Source organism: Chitinophaga sp. NPDC101104, assembly GCF_050277495.1.
Lineage (GTDB): Bacteria > Bacteroidota > Bacteroidia > Chitinophagales > Chitinophagaceae > Chitinophaga.
In genome coordinates this window covers 648,965-669,878 of record NZ_JBNNSF010000001.1, presented here as the reverse complement: position 1 = coordinate 669,878, position 20,914 = coordinate 648,965, and the positions used below count along the sequence as shown (strand labels likewise).

Genomic DNA, 20,914 nt, shown 5'->3' with positions numbered 1-20,914 from the left:
GATGAGGACCACCATTGCCATCATTATCTGCCTGTTGCTGTTCATCACCGGCATGGTAGCCCAGGAGCGGAAGCCCGAGCCCTGGGACGTGCAGGCGGAAAAAAAATATAAAAAACGGCAGGAGGAAGTGAAAGAGGAAGTCTGGAACATCAAACAGGCCGGCTTCCGCAACCGGACCGTGCCTCCGGAATATGCGAAGGAATCCGCCGTGATCCTGGCCCGGTACGTAGACCTCATGACGCCGCAGAAAGCCGTGAAACTCCATCGCACGGAGCGCAACCTCGTGGCGATCAATGATAAAGCAGCCCTCGAACGGTACTCCGACTTCGAGTTCAAACAATACGAAAACTACGACGACAGCTACCAGCTGGAGCCGTTCGATAAAATCACGAAAGTCGTGTACCTCGGTGTCCGGATTTATAAGAAAGACGGCTCCACGAAGGAAATCTACGGAGATGAAGCCGTGGTGACCGACCTGGTGCGCAACCGCTACAAATCCCGCAAGCTCGCCATTCCCGGCCTGCAGGTGGGCGACCTCGTGGATTACTATTTCCGGGAAGAATCTTTTGTGATCGGCGCCAACAACTTCTCGCGCGAGCTTTTCGTGTTCGGCGAGGAAGAGCCGGTTTTGGAATATGCGATCCACATCGGCGCGTTCAATGAATGGTTTTCGATGGAATACCGGTCGATGAACGGCGCCCCCAATTTCAAGGAGCGGTACGACGATCATCTCATTCACCTGGACATGCTCGTGCGCAACATCCCGCCCCAACCCGTCAACCTCTGGATGAACCCTTTCCGGCAATTGCCCATGGTGCGCGTACACCTCCGGCCCGGCGCCCGTAACGAAAAAGCCGGCCGCAGGAAAGAAGGGATGATCTACGCCAACCCCAATGCCACCAAAATCCGTGACGAAGCCGTCATGAACATCGCGCCGCTCCGTAACATGAAAGCCGTGACCACCCTGCCCTCGTACGATGAAGTGAACGACCGGGTGAAACGTTTCAAAAAGGAAAACCCCAACGCCTCACAAGCCCAGCTGGCGGAATTCATTTACCACGTAGTACGGTTTGTGGTCGTTTACCACATCTGGCCCAACGATCCCATCGTGGTGGACCGCCGCCGCAATTTCAACGCGCTGCGCGAAGCGAATTTCCTGCTCTATGTGAATTATGTGCTCGATAAATACGATGTGCCCGCAGAATTCGTCTTCACGACGGTGAAAGACGGCCCGGCATTGGCGGACGTATTCGATTCGGACGATTTCCGCATGATGCTCCGCACCACGGGCGACAAGCCCGTCTTTATGAGCGTGGACGGCCTTTTCGCGACCACAGACCACATCCCGGCCGATTTCGAAGGGCAGAAAGGGGCGCTGCTGCCGCGAAACAGTACGCATATAGACGGGCAGTGGGACATCCCCGAAAGCTCCGCAGGCCAGAACCGGCAGACCAACCTCATGAAGATCGGCTTTGCGAAAGACAACCTCCAGCAGCTGGAGATCGACCGCGAAACGACGGTTACCGGCCATTTCAGGAAGCGCACCCAGCAGCAGCTTTTGCTGTTCGAAGATTATTACGCGGAGGAAAGGAAGCTCCTGGGGATAGAAACGTCGTTCATGGACGATTTCAAAAAGAGCCGGAATACCCGTGCTCTGCATGACGAATACCTGAACGCCTTCGACAGGGCCCGCCGCGCGGTGAAGGATTATTTCCGGGAAGAAGTGCAGCAGCAGTTCGAAGACGCCATCCCCACGCTCGATACCTTCGGGATCAAAGCGATGGGCCTTCGCACCGAGAACCCCGACCTGGTGTACAATACCCGCTTTTCGCTGGATGGCCTGGTCAAAAAAGCCGGCGCCGACTACATCCTGGACGCCGGCCGGCTCATCGGCGGACAGGTTGCCGTGAAGCCCTCCCAGCGCAAGCGCACCGCGGATATCTATATGTCTTTCGCCCGGTCGTTCGCATATGATATCGAATTCGACGTCCCGGAAGGGTATGTGGCCGAGGGGATAGAAAAACTTCCCAGGCAGGTGGATAACGAATGCGGCAGCTTCATCGTGAAAGCGGAACAAAAAGATGGAAAGCTCCGCCTGCAGATCACGAAAACATATAAAATGGCCCACGCCGCCGCCGCAAAATGGCCGCAGCTGCTGGAAATGATCGATGCGGCGGAAGCCTTCAAAGACCAGAAGATACTCTTCAGAAAAGCGGGATAACAAAAAGAAAATCCAGTGGAAACAATTTTTTAATAAAAAATATTGCGAAAGAAAAAAAATAATTTTCTATCTTTGTTGACGTAAACAAACGCTAAATAACAATGTCACGCAATTGTACATTTAAGATGAAGGTCGCAAAACGCATGCAGAAGCAGGCGGGTGGCCATATGCGGGCAGGTTATAGCAGGTAACGAAGCAAGAAGTTATCCGAAAGATATAACAGAAGGGTCCCGCAGAAAATGCGGGACCTTTTTTTTAGTGCTGATGGACATACAACTGAACAAAACAATCGCGCAAGTGCGACGCCGGGCAATGGCGTACGGGAAGTGCCTTTCATGGTACCCTCCTGGCGGGACCGTTATGTATTGATGTGAACGTAATGATTACGAACGTTATTCATAGCCCGGTCCGCCGCCCATAGCCGACCGGGCTTTATATTTTAAGCCCCAGCAACGGAAACGAACATATAATATAACATGGTAAGTGCTTTTTAGAGAAAAAGTGATTTGCCCCAAAACGAGACCCAATGAGAAACGTTGTACAATTTGTAAGAGAGGCCCTGATCAACAATTTCCGGGAATTGGACCAATGGTTCCAGGAAGATTCAGTATTACTGCATTTTAAACCGGAACGCGACAGCTGGAATGCGCGGGAAGTGATTGAACATATATGCCTTACCAACTATTTTCTGCTCCTGACCATCAATAAAAGCACCCGCCGCGCGCTGGAACGCAAGGTGGAAGGGCTGCACATCATGCCGGGATCGGATTATGAAGAAAAATTCCGGCAGATCGAGGTCGTGAGCAGCAAATCCTTCGGATGGGTAAACCCCGCTCACCTGGAACCCTCCGGCACCAGGGACCTCGATGAGATCCGCATCCTCCTCAAACAACAATTTGCGCAGTGCATGTATAATCTCAGCCTGCTCAAAAACGGGGAAGGAAAACTCGTCAAAACGATGATGACCGTCAATAACCTGGGGAAACTGGATATCTATCAATATATCTTCTTCCTCACCAAACATATCGAACGCCACATCGCCCAGTTACACGAACTGCGCGACCAGTTCGAAGAAAGCGCGGTAATGATCTGAACGATTTATACAAAGCAAAAGAAAAGAGTCAACCCCGGCTCCCGCTTTTGCGGGAGCTTTTTTTAACATTTAAAAATGCCAACGATGAAAAAGAATCACACATCCACATACCAAAACCTCAAACCGGACCGCGTAGCGATCCTATCCACAAACTATAACATCAGGTATGATGGACTATACGACGACGGCGGAGGAAAGCTGCTCCTTGCGCTCCTTCCGCATACGGTGCCCGCGCTCCCGAAAGCGCGCCGTGCGGGCCGACCGGGAAAAACGACTGATTAAGCTGGAAAATGAAAGAACGAAACTATGGTACATCAAATACCATGAAGTCGTTTATGTGCCGCTCGATCCACCCATTCAACGCGGTTTTAAACGCAGTTTCGTGCTCCGTGAAGATGTGGCCCGCTCGGCCGGTGCCGCATTTTACCAGGGAATCCTGGACAAGATCAACACCACGCTCATTCAGCCCGATCGTTTTTTCCTTAAAAAAGTAAGAAAGAACGGTAAGAAGAAAATACCCATACCGCAATACTTGCTGGAACCGGATACCCAACGGTTCCTCAAGCTGGCTTTCACGGAAAAGGAAGCCAGTCTTTTTTACCTCGGTATTCCCTCCAACCCCCGGCACAGATGGGACCAGGAAGTCTGGAAGTTCAAAGAGCCCTGGCGCTTCCGGCTGAAAATCCGCCCCAATTTCATTACGGAACAGCGGGTGGAAAACACAGCCGTGGAACAACGCCTACAGGAAATCGATCAGATACAGGCCGATCCAAAAATTTACGGCCGGATGGAGAACCTGAAAGGGCGAAAGGTGAGAATTTGGGGATCACGAAAGTGGCCCCGGCCTTACCGCTCCCGGACTACAACCCGGCAATGGCTCATGGAGCTGGAAAAGGAACTATTATTTTAACAAATCTTATCCCTACCACGGTACCGTGGCATAAAAGATGCTGCGGTATCGTTAACTTGTCTGTCAGCAGACAGACGTTTTAATTCATCTATATGTCAAAACTCAAACTTCGCGGCAAAGACCTCCGGGCCATCGGTTACCCAGAATCCCCGGTGATCAGCGTCGCGATCGGTGTCATGGAGAAGCATTACAAGCATCACTCGCAAGACGCCGCGCTGGCCCTGCTTTCGCAGGTGCTGCAAGACCCCGCCGCTTTCGCGGCAGACGAGCATCTCGGTAAAATCGCCGAAAAGCTCATCGTGGAAGAGCCCACGGAAATCCCGCTGCTGGAAGAAGCGCTTCCTTACCGGATTTTCGGTGAAGAATTTATCGACGATTCGGCTCTCCGGCAAATGAATTACGCCATGCGCCTGCCGGTTACCGCCGCCGGCGCGTTGATGCCGGATGCGCACCACGGCTACGGCCTGCCCATCGGCGGCGTGCTCGGTGTCCGCAATGCCGTGATCCCTTACGCCGTCGGCGTAGACATCGGCTGCCGGATGTGCCTGTCCATCCTCGATATTCCGGTTGCGGACCTCGAGAAAAACGCATCGCAGTACAAGCGGGAACTGATCGCCCAAACGGCTTTCGGCGCCGGAACACCGTGGAGAAAGCGGGAAGACGACCCCGTGCTGGAAAATCCGGCGTTCGAAGAAATCGGACTGCTGAAGCACCTGCACGATAAAGCCGCTGCACAGCTGAGCACTTCCGGCTCCGGCAACCACTTCGTGGAATGGGGCGAAGTAACCATCACCGACCCCGCCAACGAATGGGGCCTGGAACCGGGAACTTACCTGGGTTTACTGTCGCACTCCGGTTCCCGTGGCCTGGGCGCCCAGATCGCCGGGCATTACACCAAAGTGGCACGTGAGGTTTGCCAGCTTCCGCGGGAAGTGCAGCACCTCGCCTGGCTGGATATGGATTCCGATAACGGACGGGAATACTGGATGGCGATGAACCTCGCCGGAGATTATGCTTCCGCGAACCACCATCACATCCACCGCCGGCTGATCAAGGCCATGGGCGCTACTTTGCTGGCAAGGGTGGAAAATCACCACAACTTCGCCTGGAAAGAAAACCATGGTGGGGAAGACCTTATCGTTCACCGGAAAGGCGCCACACCGGCGGGTAAAGGCGCGCTCGGCGTCATCCCCGGCTCCATGACCGAACCGGGATTCATCGTCCGGGGACGCGGCTTCGAAGCTTCGCTGGATTCGGCTTCGCACGGCGCGGGGCGGCAGATGAGCCGTTCCAAAGCCACGCAAACCTTCACGATGCACGAAATGAGCCGCCTGCTGCGCGATAAAGGTGTGACGCTCGTTGGCGGCGGGCTTGACGAAGCGCCGGGTGCCTACAAAGACATCCGCGCCGTGATGGCCGCACAGAAACCGCTGGTAGACGTGGTAGGTTCTTTCCTTCCGAAGATCGTCCGCATGGCGGACGGCGGACCGGGAGAAGATTGAACATCCGTCCACCGGAAAAAAAACGGGGGAGACAGTACGCTGTTTCCCCCGTCGTATTTTCAGCAAAGGCTGTCCTGTCAAGCCTTTTGCAGGAATTTTTCTTCATACACCTGCCTGATCCCCTGTTCCAGCGGGATTTGCGCTTTCCAGCCGAGGCTGTGGAGGCGGGAAACGTCCATCAGTTTGCGGGGCGTGCCATCGGGCTTGGTGGTGTCGAAAACGAGTTTCCCTTCATAGCCGACGATCTTTTGTACCATGCGGGCCAGGTCGGCGATACTGAGGTCTTCCCCCACACCGATATTGATCGGGCCGGGCTCGTTGTAGCCCTGCATGAGGAAGAAACAGGCATCGGCCATATCGTCTGCATGGAGGAATTCGCGGAGGGGCGAGCCCGTTCCCCAGATCACGACTTCGCTTTGGGCGTTGGCTTTGGCGTCGTGGAATTTGCGGAGGAGTGCGGGCAGCACGTGCGAGTTCTGCAGATCGTAATTATCGTTGGGGCCGTAGAGGTTGGTCGGCATAACGGAAATGAACTGGGAACCGTACTGGCTGCGGTAAGCGTCGCAGAGTTTGATGCCGGCGATCTTGGCGATGGCATACGGCTCGTTGGTCGGTTCCAGGGTGCCGGTGAGGAGGTATTCTTCCTTCAGTGGCTGCGGCGCCAGTTTGGGATAGATGCAGGACGATCCGAGGAACATGAGTTTTTTCACGCCGTTGAGATGGGCATGATGGATCACGTTGTTCTGGATCATGAGGTTATCGTACAGGAATTCCGCGCGATAGGTGTTGTTGGCCACGATGCCGCCCACTTTGGCGGCGGCGAGGAACACGTAATCGGGTTTTTCTTCCTGGAAGAAAGCCGCTACGGCGGCCTGGTCGCGCAGGTCGAGGGTGTCAGAAGTGCGGGTCACGAAGTTGTGGAAACCTGCTTTCTGGAGCCTCCGCGTGATGGCGGAGCCCACCATGCCACGGTGCCCTGCGATGTATATTTTGTCGTTCGGTTGCATGCGTTATTCGAATTGGTTCAGGACTTTGTACCCTGCGTCTTTCAGGAGCTTTTCGCGGCGGAAAAGTTCGATATCGGCCTGCATCATGTCTTTCACGAGGCTATACAGGTCGTGTTCCGGCTTCCAGCCCAGTTGGGTTTTGGATTTGGTGGGGTCTCCGATGAGGAGGTCCACTTCCGTGGGGCGGAAATACCGCGGGTCCACGGCTACCACTTCCGTTCCGGGTTTGAGGGGGAAATCGGGATGGGTGGCGGATTTGACGATGCCTTTTTCTTCCGCGCCGGCGCCGGTGAATTCCAGTTCCACGCCGATCTCGGCGAAGCTGAGACGGATGAAATCGCGCACGGTATTGGTTTCGCCGGTGGCGATCACGTAATCTTCGGGTTTATCCTGTTGGAGGATGAGCCACATCGCTTTCACGTAATCTTTGGCATGGCCCCAGTCGCGCTTGGCGTCGAGGTTGCCCATAAAGAGTTTATCCTGCATGCCGAGGCCGATCTTGGCGACGCCGCGGGTGATTTTGCGGGTCACGAAGGTTTCGCCGCGGAGGGGAGATTCGTGGTTGAAGAGGATACCGTTGCAGGCGTACATGTTGTAGGCTTCGCGGTAGTTGACGGTGATCCAGTACGCGTACATTTTAGCGACGGCGTAGGGAGACCGGGGATAGAACGGGGTTTTTTCGGATTGGGGGATTTCCTGCACCAGGCCGTACAATTCAGACGTAGAAGCCTGGTAAATGCGGGTTTTTTCCGTCAAACCCAGCAGGCGAACGGCTTCCAGGATGCGCAGAGTGCCTACGCCATCCACGTCGGCGGTGTATTCCGGCGTTTCGAAACTTACCTGCACGTGGCTCATGGCGCCGAGGTTGTAAATTTCGTCTGGCTGTACTTCCTGGATGATGCGGATGATATTGGTGGAGTCCGTAAGGTCGCCGTAATGCAGTTTCAGGTGGACGTTAGGTTCATGAGGATCCTGGTACAGGTGATCGATCCGGTCTGTATTGAACAGCGAGGTGCGGCGCTTGATGCCATGCACTTCGTACCCTTTCTTCAGGAGCAGTTCCGTCAAATAGGCGCCGTCCTGCCCGGTGATCCCTGTAATTAAAGCTTTTTTCATCTGTTTGGGCGGATTTTATCCCGGCAAAAATAGCATTATCCCGGGGATCGGCGGGGGAAAAATGAAACCGCCCGGACAAATCTGCCGGGCGGTCCGCAACTATCGGTCGTTACACACGTATATAAATTTTCTTTCTATCCATCCACCATCCTACGAGCCATAGCAGCAGCACATGGAACAGCGCGAAGGCTAGGGAGCCCGGGTAATCGCCCAGGGCCGGCTGGAAAATGTGATGGTACATCCAGCTGTAAAGCCCTTCATGATCAGGGCCGAGCCGGAAATAGGTGTAAGTGTCTACCAGCATGCCAGACAGTACGTAAATGAACAGCGGGTTTTTCCCGAACACTTCGAAGAAGTAGGTCCCTTTGCCCTGCCAGCCTTTCATTTCGATGAGGTAAATGAGGACGGAAAGCACGAGGGTGGCCAGGCCTACGGTGTAAAGCACATAGGAGCTGGTCCAGATCTTCTTGTTGATGGGGAAAACGGAGCTCCACAGCAGCGCGATGGCGATGAGGGCCGATCCGGCGATCACCAGTTTGAGGAGCATGCCGCGGGCATGACGGTTCTTCTGAACATACGCACCTACCAGGAAGCCGAACACCACGTTCCCGACGGCGGGCAGGGTGCTGAGGAGCCCTTCCGGCTCGAAAGCCACGCCTTCGCCATGGTACATGTGCGATTCGCCGAGGATGGCGAGGTCGATGGCCTGGCCTGCGTGGCCGGTCATGCTGTAAGGGTCTCCGGGTGCGCCGAAGAAATACATCACGGCCCAATAGCCCAGCAGAATGAGGACGGTGGCGATGGCGGCGCCCTTTGGTTTCAGGTAGTGAATGAGCAATGCCCCGATGCAATAGCACAGCGCGATGCGTTGCAGCACGCCGAGAATGCGGAGGTTATTGAAGTCCAGGAAATTGAAATGCCCTTCCGCGTCGTAGCGCCCGAACGGATACATGTTCAGGAACAGGCCGATGAAGAAAATGAGGGCCGTCCGCTTGAAGATCTTGCCCAGCACCTGCGCATTGTTCAGGGTGTTGAATTTCTTCATGGCAAAGCTCATGGCGTTGCCCACGGCAAAAAGGAAGAACGGGAACACCAGGTCGGTAGGCGTACAGCCGTTCCATTTGGCGTGGTTGAGCGGCGCATACACGTACTGCCAGCTGCCCGGTGTGTTCACGAGGATCATACAGGCAACCGTCAATCCGCGAAATACATCTAAGGATAGAAAGCGTTGATTTTGGTTCATTGGCACGGGTTTATCCGTTAAATCTAAACCAAAATCCCGAAAAATGCTAGTCCGTTAACGTTACCGTCAGCCCGCCATTTCGCTGAGCTCCAGCCATCGCATCCCTTTTTCGTCCAGCAGCTCCATGACTTCTCCCACGCGTTTGGCGGCCTGCTGGAGCTGGTCGTACGACAGCGACCCGGTGGCCATCTGATCGTCGATCGATTTTTTCTCCTGTTCCAGCGCGGCGATTTCTTTTTCGAGGAGCTCCAGTTCCCTTTTCTCCTTGAAAGACATTTTTTTTCCCTTCTGTTCCACGGGTTGAACGGGCGCCGGGGCGGCGACTTCAGCGGGCTTGGCGGGAGCGGCCTTGATTTTTTCCTGGTCTTTTTCCCATTCGCGGTACTGGGTGTAGTTGCCGGGGAAGTCCCTCACTACGCCGTCTCCCTCGAAAACGAAGAGGTGATCTACCAATTTGTCCATGAAATAGCGGTCGTGGCTCACGATGATGATGCAGCCCTGGTAATTGAGGAGGAAATCCTCCAGGATGCTCAGCGTGGGCAGGTCGAGGTCGTTGGTGGGCTCGTCGAGCACGAGGAAGTTGGGGTTGCGGAAGAGGATGGAAAGGAGGTGGAGCCTTCTTTTTTCCCCGCCGCTGAGTTTGGATACGTAGGTGTATTGTTTTTCGGGGGGGAAGAGGAAAAGTTGGAGGAATTGTGCGGCTGAAACCTTTGTTCCGTCTGCGAGGGGGAAGTTTTCGGCGATATTTTTCACGAATTCGATGACGCGCATGTCTTCCTTGATCACGAGCCCTTGCTGGGAGTAATTTCCGAAAACCACGGTGTCTCCCACGTTGATTTTGCCGGAATCGGGCTGTTCGGAGCCGAGGAGCATGTGGAGGAAGGTGGATTTGCCGACGCCGTTTTTGCCGACTACGCCGACCCTTTCGCCTTTTTTGAAGGTGTAATCGAAGCCGCGGAGGATCTGGAGATCGCCGTAGGCTTTATATACCTTCTTGAGTTCCAATATCTTACCCCCGAGCCGGGTCATTTTGACGTTGAGTTCGAGTTGTTGTTGTTCGAGTCGTTTGGCGGCTTTTTCCTTTACGTCGTAGAAGGCGTCTTGCCGGGATTTGGATTTGGTGGTGCGGGCTTTGGGTTGTTTGCGCATCCATTCCAGCTCTTTGCGGTAAAGGTTGCGGGCTTTTTCGGTGCTGGACCGGTCGGATTCCTCGCGGGCGGCCTTTTTCTCCAGGTAGTTTTCGTAATTCCCTTTATAGATATAGAGCTCGCTGTTGTCGATTTCCATGATCTCGTTGCAGACGGAGTCGAGGAAGTAACGGTCGTGGGTAACGAGGAGGAGGGTAACGTTTTCCTGGTCGAGGTAATGTTCCAGCCATTCGATCATGGAAACGTCGAGGTGGTTGGTGGGCTCGTCGAGGATGAGGAGGGTGTGTTTATGTTCGAAGCCGATATCGATGAGGACTTTTGCGAGGGCCACGCGTTTCTGCTGGCCGCCGGAGAGTTTGTCGACCGGTTGGTCGAGGTGGTGGATATTGAGTTTGCCGAGGATTTGTTTGACTTTGGCGTCGAAATGCCAGGCGTTGAGGGCGTCCATTTTCTCGATGGCGGCGGAGAGGGCGAGCGCGTCGGGCTCGGGGCCGTCTTCATCGGTGAGGGCTTCGTAGTCCTTGATGGCGTTGAGGATGGGATGGTCGTGGTCGAAGATGTTTTCGAGGACGGTTTCTCCGGGTTTGTGCCGGCTCGATTGTTCGAGCATAACAACCGTAACGTCTTTATGGATCCATACTTTGCCTTCGTCGCCGTGTTCGGTGCCGGTGAGGATCTTGAGGAGGGTCGATTTTCCCGTGCCGTTGAGGGCTACGAGGGCGATTTTATCGCCTTCTTCGATATGGAAGGAGATGTTTTCAAAAAGGGGCTTCTCGCCGAATGATTTGGAGAGGCCCTCCACCGTTACGTAATGCATGGTGCGAAGTTAAACCCTTTTCAGAAAATTGGTTTTTTCAATATTTTTTTCGTATATTCATAAAGGGAATAACAGATGGGATTTTTTTCGATGGGAACCTTATTACAGCCTTCCAGCAATACTATAAGAATCAACTCATACAATGGCATCCCGTAATTGCTTCGGGTGAAAATGATATAACAGGGGAGCTCCGGCAGAAGCAGGCTCATCCATCGCTTGCCCCAGACACGGCCTTTTTCCATTTTTTTGTGGTATCTTTTGTTTGTCTCCCCTGGTTGAAGGAGAATAAGAAATCCTGCCTGTATGGGCGGGATTTTTTTGTTGGGGGGGTGAAGGGAAAGGAAAAGCCTCCCCTGGAGAGGGAGGCTTTAAATCGATTTTGCTACAGAAAATGATGTTTAGGTTAGGTAGGGATTACCGGGCTTTTTCCACCTTCTTCATGATCCATGCGAAGGAGAAGAGGCCTACGAACACGATCCCTCCGGAGAGAAAATTCAGGAACAGGCTAGTCATGACAATTAGATTAAAGTACTGTTCCTAAGATAGGAAATATCGGGACAATGTTATAACACCATTTTCGTGTTATTTTTTGAAACAAAAAGAAAGCCCCTCCGTGCGGAGGGGCTTTCATATATTTTTTAATTCCAATTTTTAAAAATCGTAATAGAATTGACGGAAGGTGCTGCGGAGGCCGAAAGAAAAGATGTATTCATTTCTCGAGTATAGTATATTTTTTTGTTGACGGGCGGCCACGGAAGCCTCAATGCGCAGATGATATTTCGGGTTGAGGATAAATGCTATCGTGCCTTGTGTATAAAGCAAATTGTTTTTTAACCCCTGGCCGATTTTATTGCTGTAGTCTTGCATGTGGGTGTCATATGACTTGAAAATATCCCCCCCCCAGTTTTCAGTTGCATTTTGATCAATACCTTGTTGACTGTAGTTCAGCTGTCCACGGAAATACCAACGTTTGAAGGTATAAGAGGCGATTCCTAATATTTCTTGAAAATTTGCGCCTAAGGGATGAGCGAGTGATTGTCCATAGTGAGCGTAATTCGCCAGATTGTTTCTAAAGCTGTAAGTATATGGGCGAACGATATTGTATTCTGCCTGTAGATCAAGTTGGCGAACTTTAAACAGGTCAAACGATCGAAAACCGGCTTGAGCAGCCCATTTATTAGCCCACCAGCCATTGCCTCCTACAAATTCTTTCAATTTGAATTCGTCGAGTACAAATTGTCCGTATACTGTCGTTTTAGGTAATAATTTGTACTTGATATTCGCGCCAAGAATCGAATTATCTGAGGAGCCTACAGAATACTCAGAGGGCCTGAGGAAAATTATCGGGTTTAGATAACTCCAATCGAAGCCTCGCTTCCTTCCGGAAGTGTCGATATCTCCCCATATAATGGCATCAAAGAGGCCTATTGTAAGTTTTTTTGATGCATTCCAATCAAGAAAATGAAATACGCCCCATTTTTTAGGATACCCGATCCCCTGATATGCTTGGCTAAAGGTCCTTTCATGAGTATCCATGAATTGTGTCCACATTGAGGTATATTGGAATTGTCCAAGTTTGCCGGTAATGCGGAAGTAGGGATAACTAAATCCGATATCAGACAGAATCAAGGAGCGGTATCCATCCCCGAAGAAGTTCGTGCCATAACCCAAGGTAAAATTTACGTATTTGCTTGGTGTATAAGAAAGAAACGAATTCACGTAGGCGAAATCATACCTTTTGCCAACTACATCGTTGTTTTTAATCATACCCTGGCCAGGAATAACACGATGATATCGAACAAAGGTGTCAATATATGCAGGAAAAAGGCCTTGATTTTCATAAAATGAAGATTCAAAATAGAATTTGGTGCCGATATTCGCCTGTACTTTGACGCCACGTGTATTTAACCAGAGGTTTTTATTACGGCTACTTTTACCAATTTGGAAATCCGGAAGAAAGTCTATAAAAACGTTGAAATCTTTTTCACGGAATTCAAAAAGGTGCTCTTTAAAGAGCTTCCGATGGATCCATGTGCGTTTTATACTGTCTTCGCTAGCAAAATCATACGTTGAATCTACGTGTAAAATACTTTTCAGGGCCGTATGATGATTAATTGTATCTATGTATAATTGCCGGATATTCAAATGGTTAAATGGAGCGATGACAGGAGTTTTTTCCTGAGCACCGGCTGAAATTGCCGTCAACAACAGTGTAAAGAAAAGCGGCAAATTTTTCATATGGGATTAATTTGGGTTCCGGTGGGCAAAAACCATGCCCGTAAAGTGTTTGCGGGCATGGCGGTAAAATTATTGATCGTATTCGGAAGGGCGCTTGGGAAGATCTTTGAACACTGTATACACAATTTGTGATTCGGGACGTAAAATCACCCAACCTGTCATAAACATGATCAGGAAGTCAGTAATAACACCCTTACGACGATTGTACCACATTTCCAGTTCGCCTTTATATGGTGCGATCATCTTTTCATAATACTCATGCGGGGGCATTTTCGCGTTGGAGATCAATTTTTCTTCATCCCGAAAGACGATGGAACCAATGCCTGTGATGCCTGGCTTACTGTTGTAGACCTTGTCTCTGATTTCTACAGGATAAGCATTGAAAGTTCTGTCTACCAGAGGGCGAGGACCAACTATACTCATATCACCTTTCAAGACATTGATTATTTGCGGCAATTCGTTAATTTTTGTCTTCCTCAAAAAGCCGCCTATTGGTAATACCCTCGGGTCGTTTCGAAGTGTGATCGAGCCTGTACCGATATTGGGACTGTTCTTCAACATTGTTGCAAACTTCCAGATGAAGAAGTAGCGGTTTTTATAGCCTATCCTTTTTTGGAAATAGAAAACTTCTCTTTCTCCGGTAAATAGAAGAATAATGGTAACAGGAAGCAAAACGGGCAATAAAATAATAAACGCCAGCAGCGCGAGAAAAAAGTCGATGATTCGCTTTAAAAAATTATACATATTACATTCTTTGATCTAAACCTTTTCCTTTTTCAATATACTGGAAATTCGGCAGGTAAGATTGGAGTGCCTGAACTACTTCGTTTTTTTCTACCGGTGCATCGGTTTTGTCGAAAAGTAAGCGCAGGTCTGTCAAAATCTCTTCCAGGCGTGAAGCATCATGTGTGGCCTGGCTGTTTTTGATAACGCCGAGATTGGGGAAAGAAGTCAAATCAAGTTCTTCGTCTGAAGTGTAGAACTCCTCAAATGATTTTTCGCCTGAGGTGTCTGAATCGAAAAAGAATATCGGGTACTTTTTTGAATCGTCGGTGAGGTTTGCAGCTTTCTCCTTCGCTTCCTCTTCGCTGACACAAACATCCGCTTCATATCCCAGCGCTTTGAGAAAATCGGTTGCGATATCTGAAAATGCTACAAGGCCGTTTTCCATGTCCAGTTTCGGAAAAAAAATATCGCCGGATTTACCTAGGATGGAGGCTAGTAAACAGATTTGACCTGATTCGTCGGGAGAAACGAAGTAACGCTTGATTCCCAAAGGGCAAGACAAGGGTTGCCGCTTATTGATGCGTGTAAGAAAGCCGGCTGGCAAACTGCCATTGGAAAATGCCACATTTGCGAAGCGCGCGGTTTTAATTGGGAGTTTATCTGTATAAGACAAAATAACGTCTTCCATCAGTTTTTTGCTGGCCCCCATGAGATTCACGGGGTTGGCAGCTTTATCAGTCGATACGCAAAAGAAATGCGCAGGCGGTCTTTTTTCAAGGAGCTCCAACAGGTCCATCGCTTTGAAAACATTATTGTCCACCATCGCCTCAATCGAATATCCATCTTTTTCACTACGAACGTGCTTATGCGCCGCGAAATTAGCCACGACATCGAATGGGCCATGATAAAAGAACAACTTTTTAAACACCGGATCGCCGAAATTAATGGGGTAGGTCTTCAAATCGTCGGGAACAAGTAACTCACTATTACTACGGATATCCCTTACGAGTTCTGTCAGTTCATTTTCATTTATGTCAATTACAACGAGTTTACGGATTTTGAATCTCAGCAATGCTCTTATATACGATGAGCCGATGGTGCCTGCACCTCCGATCACCAGGCAGGATTTGCCGTCAAGCTCTTTACGCAGCTCTGCATCAAATTTCCGCAGATCTTCAGCAAGCAGGCTTTCCTTCCTTTGTATAATATGATCACGAATAAATTGAGCTGTGTTGAATTGAGGAATCATATGTTTAGGTTACTTGTCTTTTTGTGATTATTTAATTTTAAATCCTTGGAGAACCGGTGTGGGCTTCCAACCCAAATGGGTTCTTGCACGGGTGTCTTCGAAGGTTAAATCTAGGGTTATTTTCCTGAATTTCAATGAATTGATGGGAAGGCCCCCTCCGGTTAAATCGCCGGCCAGCGATAGTATCCTGGCCAACCAAAAGGGGATGGTGGGTACTTTCCTCCGGCCCAGCTGTTGCGCGATATGCATGCTCAGTTCACAGAAAGTTGGATGGTATCCATCGGTCAAATTATATATTCCGGGATTTTCAGCGGCGGTAGCGATAATGGCTGCCACGTCTGATGCCAACACGATGCTCTTTCTCGCGGAACCATTCCCAATATTGGCATACCTTCCTTTTTGAATTCCGTTAATCATTTCATTGAGATTTCCGGGAGGGTTTGGGCCAGCAACCAGCGGAAGCCGCAGGATACTGCATTTTACGTTCCTTTCCTCACACCAGCGTCTGACGGCTTTTTCTGCTTCGATCTTGCTGCTGCCATAAGGGTCCGAGGCGAGCAGAGGGGCATCTTCAGAAATGTTATTGCCTGTGTCCACACCATACACCGCTACAGTGCTGATAAGCACAAAAGCCGCGGGAGGTTGCGAGTCCAGCGCACTTAACAAATGCATTGTTCCCACTGTGTTTACTTTTCGGAAGTCCTCGGCCGGATGTGCGGTTGAAACTGCAACATGAGCTTTGCCTGCTGCATGAACGACCAAATCGAACGCTTCGTCAAATCCAGGAATCTCGTTAATCAGATCGAAACGGTATTCCGAACACTCGGATCGTCCCAGTGTCGCCACCCGAAAGCCACTCTGCTCGAGCGCTTCCGATATCCATCTGCCCAAAAAACCGTTAGCGCCGGTAAGGAGTGCTTTTTTCATATAAAATATTCGGACCTATGCGTTTATTGCCTCTACATATTTTTCAGCAAGGATTTTAATCGAATGCTCTTTCAGCACATAATCCCGGCCTTTTTCTCCCATTTTCTTTCTTTCTTCCCGTGTCATGCCATGAAAAAGAAGAATGCCTTCCTCAATAGCGCGGGTCGAGTCTGGCTTAACAATAATGCCACAATGGCAAAGCTCTACAGGATCCTTAATATAGTTGATGGAATCCAGGATCGGCTTGCCCGCAAGCATGTAGTCAAAATACTTATTTGCGGAAATTCCATGTTTGTATAGCGGGGTATCATTTCTTCCCACAAAGCATACGTCGAATCTGCCAAGCATGTTCTGTACCTGGTCTTTTTTGATTTTTGGAAGAAAGTGAATCTGGGGGCAACCTTCGCTTGCCTTCATCAATTCCTCTTTCAGATAACCGTCGCCGACCAACACATAGTGTATGTCGGGATGGGTGGCGGCAACATTGCGTGCCGCTTCTACAAAGTACTCCAGCGCATTCGCTTTCCCCAACGTTCCTGTATAACCAATTATCATACCTGCGTTCTGGGGCAGCAGCGCCGCTATTTCGTCTGGCAGCACCTCGTCCTTTAATTGGTCAGGGTCTATTCCGTTAGGTATATATTCAAAATTTACAGGACGTTTAGCTACGTTTTCAATATGTTCCCTGGCATTAGGCAGCAGAGAAACCACGATATCGGATTTTCGGTATCCAAATTTTTCAAACCAGCCGATAAAAAGCGCAAGAGGATGGTATTTAGAGACGTTTGCAAGCTCAATTAGGGATAATGGCCAGATGTCACGAATTTCGAATAGGAGCTTCCTGCTTTTGTATTTTTTCTTCAAGAAGTAGCCAGTCAAGACTGGGAAAATCGGCATAGACGAGACGATAATGTCATCCGGGGTTTGATGGAGGTGTTTTTTTAAAAACAGTACTCGCCAGGCGAAAACCAACATTGCGAAAAATCGTTTAACCGATTTGGGATCATATTTGGGGGTGTTCACCCAGCAAAACCTTATTCCGTTATATGTTTCGATTTTACATAAACCTTCCACTTCGATCGTTTTCCGAAACATATGGTTAAAAGATCCTGAGATGATTGTCACATCATAACCTTTCTCCTGCCAATATTTTGCGAAATAAAAATGACGCTCGCCCCAACCCGATTCGGGGGTACCGGCGAACTGGTTGATGACCCAGATTTTCTTATTCATTGTTAATAGATAGCTTCGGGTTTAGTTGGTTCGAAAAACGCTATTATTAAAAATTCCCAGCGTTTTTTTTGAGTATTGTTCTACCTGCGATTCTTGTTTTACTTTTGTATCCTTGCTGATCTGGCCCGCCTGGTACTGCCTGAATGCTCTTTCTTTATCGCGCACGAGGATATATTCGTTGTTACGAATGTTTGATTGCTGTTGAGGCACACCGCGGATCCGGATCGCCGGGCCGGAAGTTACAAAGAACAGATTGTTTGAAATTTCGACTCTGTCGCCTGCCAGCTTTGCTCCGTCTTTACGCATGGCGCTCCCATGCATATCAAAAATATGGCTTTGCAGTGTGGAGTGGGGCAGTGCAATATTGTATGTTGCATTGTAGCTGGTTCCAACAGCTCCGGTACCGGCAATGGCATGGCGATTGTAATCGAAAATATTGGCGGTAATATCGGCATTACTGCCGTCCAGGCAAATCCCATATCCAAGGCCATAGCGTTGATTATGATGAATGTAGTTATGGTGAATGTCGGCAGTGGAGGATGGGAGCATGTAAATGCCGGCATGACTCCAGTTCCAGATTTCGCAGTTGTCCACAACTACATTTTTCCCATTTATTTGGATGCCACGGGAATTGGGAATTCCATATACAGTGAACTGGTCTTCATCAATGATCTTAGCCGGAGATTTTTTCCGTACCTCCAGTTTTGCTTTTTGTAGTTCCTTGGTGTTGACGGCAAGGCCATCGGGCCCCTTTATCCTGATTCCCGAAATCCGAGCATTGTTACCGTTTACATATAACATCGGAATCGTTTTCAGTGTATTTGAAAAGACCAGTGCGCCTTTACCTTTATTCAGGCCTCTTCCACTAAAAAGCGTTACTGATGCCGGAATTAACAGAGGCGCCTCGCCGCTGAGGTCAAAAGTACTATTATCGTCAAGATAGATTTTATCGCCTGGCCTGGCCGATCTGATTGCTTGTTTCAATGATGCGACTGTATGGACCGTAACTGTTGGCGTGCTGATACCACTTTTATAAACGGTAAAGGAGGCCGGATCGAAATTATTAAATCCACCGATGAAATTTCCGTCTACAATGCCATTTCCAATACCCGGCCTTGCGTCTCGGCCGTCCTGACGAGTGGCACTGTAAGCGTTAGTGCTGGACGATAATAGGTTTAGACCAGCAAGTATTGTAATGAGTAACAGTTTCATAAACTCTCAGTTTATCTTTGATGATGAGCCAGCAAGACGTCTATGATCCTTTCTCCTGTATTGCCCTGACCGTATAGCGGCAGCGAGAAATCAGCTTGCCTGGACTGAAGTGAGTGATACTGCCGGATTATTTCATCAAAATCTGCGCCAACGAGAAAATTTAAGCCGTTTTCAGTAAGCTCAACCCATTCGGTCTGATCTCGCAGCGTTAGGCAAAATTTCTTGAAGAAAAAGGCTTCTTTTTGAAGTCCGCCGCTATCTGTCAGCACAAATGCGCATTTCTGCAACATTCCGAGCATGTCGAAATATCCAAGTGGATCGATGGTATTAAAATGTACCGGAGTTCTTAATTGATTGATTATGTTACGGGTCCTGGGGTGGATTGGCAGAATTACGGGAATTTCTTCGTGAATGAGGTTCAATGCACGCACGATATTTTCCAGTCTTGAAAGATCGTCTGTATTTTCTGCCCGGTGTAATGTGCAGAGTGCAAACCCATTCTGCTGATATTGATTTGCGATTCGGGCCCTTTCGGAGATTTTTGAAGAATAGTACAATACAGAGTCATACATAATATCGCCGACTTTTTCTATTTGATGTCCTGCTGTATTCATCCCTTCGGCTATCAGGTTTTGGACTGCGGTATCGGTCGGGCAAAACAAAATATCACTGATGCGGTCTGTAAGTATCCGATTGATTTCTTCCGGCATGCGCATGTTGAAAGATCTCAATCCCGCTTCGACATGTGCAACTTTGATGTGTAATTTTTTGGCCGCCAGTGCACCGGCAAGTGTGCTATTTGTGTCTCCGTAAACAAGGACCCAATCTGGTTTTGTTTCCAATAGGATTTTTTCAATTTCTTCCAGCATTCGTCCCGTCATGGCTCCGTGAGATAGACCATTGATTGACAACTTATGGTCAGGTTTGGGGATTTCCATTTCGTCGAAGAAAATATCGCTCATGTTGCTGTCGAAATGTTGGCCGGTGTGTACGAGTACTTCTTCGATGCCTTCCCTTTTCGCAATCAATCTGCTTAAAATAGCAGCTTTCACAAACTGGGGGCGTGCCCCAACTACAGTCAGAATTTTCATATTACGTTTGAAACCTGTTTATTTACCTCGGAGGTAGGTGAATCGAAATTGTATGCTTCTAATAATTTTTTCTCCTCAATCTGCCAGTTAATTTCTCTATAAACACGTGCGAAATTCGGTTTAACTGCTTCCAGCGCGGAGCGATCCAAATCTGATAAGAGCTTGCCGAGGCTTTCAATGTCCGGATTTACCGCCCATCCGATTTTATAGGTATTCACAAAATTACTCATTTCGGGGAAATCACTGACGATCAAAGGAACGCCTGACATAGCATATTCAAATACTTTGTTGGGCAGTGAATAGTAGTAACTCAGGCTGACATTTTCAATCAATGAAATGCCGCAATCCGCTGTCCGCGTGTACGCAATGAGCTGGGCAGGAGGCACCGCGGCTTTGACATGTATGTTTTTGCACCGTCTTTCATATTCAGATATCATATTTTGATAAGGCCCATATCCGATGAAAACCAAGTGTTTATCTGTATTTTTCTCAAAAACGCTGAGCATTGTTTCGATGCCGCGGCCCCTGAAGAAACCGCCCTGATACACAAATAGGAGATGGTTTTCTGGGACGGCGAACTCCCGCTTTAGATTTGCATCGGGAATTGACTCCGCAGTGATTGTATCGGGCACGTTCCGGATGACGGTGATCTTACCCTTAAGAAATGGATAGGCCTGTAAGTACCATTCCGCGATTTTGTCACATACTACAATGATCTTATCACATCTCCTGATCAGGGACCGTTCGAGAATTTTTGCCAGCTTTTGCCTATAACCATGCACGCCGCTGCGTTCTGTTTCAAGTTCGTGGGCGTCGTAAATCAGGCGTGAGCCGTACAAAATTTTAAAAATAACCCCGGCAAAAAGTACCGAAAGGCTGTGACTGTTTACAATTTGAGGCTTGCGTTTACCACTATAGCGTAAGATAACCTGTACCATAAATGCCAGGTATCGCAATATATCACAGATGCCGCCTTTTGGGAACCGATTAAATACGGATTTTTTTCGGTTGACGACAATATTGTCCGTTATTTGCTCTGATTCTGGTAGTCCTTTTTCCCAAGTCGCGGCTATCAGGATCTGATTCGCAAGCCCCAGGGAGAGAATGCTTCGTGCCTCTCGTAGAATGCGGCTTTCGTTCTTAAACGCAGAAGGGTATATATGCAGGTTCCTGATCATGTT

General features: G+C 49.4%; 16 protein-coding genes. 4 read left to right on the top strand and 12 right to left on the bottom strand.

Annotation, left to right across the window (positions count from 1 at the left end):
* The first annotated feature begins 1 nt into the window (after nt 1).
* The 4 genes from ACQKLP_RS02890 to ACQKLP_RS02875 all read left to right on the top strand — a co-directional run bounded on the left by ACQKLP_RS02890 (nt 2) and on the right by ACQKLP_RS02875 (nt 5,726).
* Nucleotides 2–2,221: a hypothetical protein gene (locus ACQKLP_RS02890; protein WP_427319884.1), complete on the top strand. Its 2,220-nt coding sequence runs from the start codon at nt 2–4 to the stop codon at nt 2,219–2,221.
* Nucleotides 2,222–2,747: 526 nt separating this feature from the next.
* The gene (locus ACQKLP_RS02885) at nt 2,748–3,314 is read left to right on the top strand and encodes a DinB family protein (RefSeq protein ID WP_427319882.1); all 567 of its coding nucleotides are present in this window, start codon (nt 2,748–2,750) and stop codon (nt 3,312–3,314) included.
* Nucleotides 3,315–3,480: 166 nt separating this feature from the next.
* Nucleotides 3,481–4,224, top strand: a complete 744-nt coding sequence (locus ACQKLP_RS02880) for a hypothetical protein (RefSeq protein ID WP_427319880.1) — start codon at nt 3,481–3,483, stop codon at nt 4,222–4,224.
* A gap of 92 nt (nt 4,225–4,316) precedes the next feature.
* Nucleotides 4,317–5,726, top strand: coding sequence for an RtcB family protein (locus ACQKLP_RS02875; protein WP_427319878.1), 1,410 nt, complete (start codon nt 4,317–4,319; stop codon nt 5,724–5,726).
* Between the two features lie 77 nt (nt 5,727–5,803).
* On the opposite strand, the gene fcl is transcribed toward ACQKLP_RS02875, so the two are convergent.
* From fcl to ACQKLP_RS02815, 12 genes are all read right to left on the bottom strand, one after another.
* Complete coding sequence (gene fcl / locus ACQKLP_RS02870; RefSeq protein ID WP_427319876.1) at nt 5,804–6,733, bottom strand: GDP-L-fucose synthase; 930 nt, start codon at nt 6,731–6,733, stop codon at nt 5,804–5,806.
* A gap of 3 nt (nt 6,734–6,736) precedes the next feature.
* Entirely contained in the window at nt 6,737–7,849 is a 1,113-nt protein-coding gene (gmd, locus tag ACQKLP_RS02865) for a GDP-mannose 4,6-dehydratase (RefSeq protein WP_427319874.1), read from the bottom strand.
* A 109-nt stretch (nt 7,850–7,958) separates the two neighbouring features.
* Complete coding sequence (locus ACQKLP_RS02860; protein WP_427319872.1) at nt 7,959–9,092, bottom strand: acyltransferase family protein; 1,134 nt, start codon at nt 9,090–9,092, stop codon at nt 7,959–7,961.
* A gap of 66 nt (nt 9,093–9,158) precedes the next feature.
* A complete protein-coding gene (locus tag ACQKLP_RS02855; protein WP_427319870.1) occupies nt 9,159–11,057 on the bottom strand; it encodes an ABC-F family ATP-binding cassette domain-containing protein in 1,899 nt (632 codons plus the stop codon).
* A gap of 651 nt (nt 11,058–11,708) precedes the next feature.
* Nucleotides 11,709–13,295: a hypothetical protein gene (locus tag ACQKLP_RS02850; RefSeq protein ID WP_427319868.1), complete on the bottom strand. Its 1,587-nt coding sequence runs from the start codon at nt 13,293–13,295 to the stop codon at nt 11,709–11,711.
* Nucleotides 13,296–13,364: 69 nt separating this feature from the next.
* Nucleotides 13,365–14,039, bottom strand: coding sequence for a sugar transferase (locus tag ACQKLP_RS02845; RefSeq protein ID WP_427319866.1), 675 nt, complete (start codon nt 14,037–14,039; stop codon nt 13,365–13,367).
* Nucleotide 14,040: 1 nt separating this feature from the next.
* Nucleotides 14,041–15,270 (bottom strand): polysaccharide biosynthesis protein, encoded by a 1,230-nt coding sequence (locus tag ACQKLP_RS02840; RefSeq protein ID WP_427319864.1) that lies wholly within the window; start codon nt 15,268–15,270, stop codon nt 14,041–14,043.
* A gap of 27 nt (nt 15,271–15,297) precedes the next feature.
* Nucleotides 15,298–16,197, bottom strand: coding sequence for an NAD-dependent epimerase/dehydratase family protein (locus ACQKLP_RS02835; RefSeq protein ID WP_427319862.1), 900 nt, complete (start codon nt 16,195–16,197; stop codon nt 15,298–15,300).
* Nucleotides 16,198–16,212: 15 nt separating this feature from the next.
* Complete coding sequence (locus ACQKLP_RS02830; RefSeq protein WP_427319860.1) at nt 16,213–17,430, bottom strand: glycosyltransferase family 4 protein; 1,218 nt, start codon at nt 17,428–17,430, stop codon at nt 16,213–16,215.
* Between the two features lie 21 nt (nt 17,431–17,451).
* Nucleotides 17,452–18,642 (bottom strand): right-handed parallel beta-helix repeat-containing protein, encoded by a 1,191-nt coding sequence (locus tag ACQKLP_RS02825; RefSeq protein WP_427319858.1) that lies wholly within the window; start codon nt 18,640–18,642, stop codon nt 17,452–17,454.
* Between the two features lie 11 nt (nt 18,643–18,653).
* The gene (gene wecB, locus ACQKLP_RS02820; RefSeq protein WP_427319856.1) at nt 18,654–19,733 is read right to left on the bottom strand and encodes a non-hydrolyzing UDP-N-acetylglucosamine 2-epimerase; all 1,080 of its coding nucleotides are present in this window, start codon (nt 19,731–19,733) and stop codon (nt 18,654–18,656) included.
* Complete coding sequence (locus ACQKLP_RS02815; protein WP_427319854.1) at nt 19,730–20,911, bottom strand: glycosyltransferase; 1,182 nt, start codon at nt 20,909–20,911, stop codon at nt 19,730–19,732. The genes wecB and ACQKLP_RS02815 overlap by 4 nt, the downstream gene beginning before the upstream one ends.
* Nucleotides 20,912–20,914 lie beyond the last annotated feature (3 nt).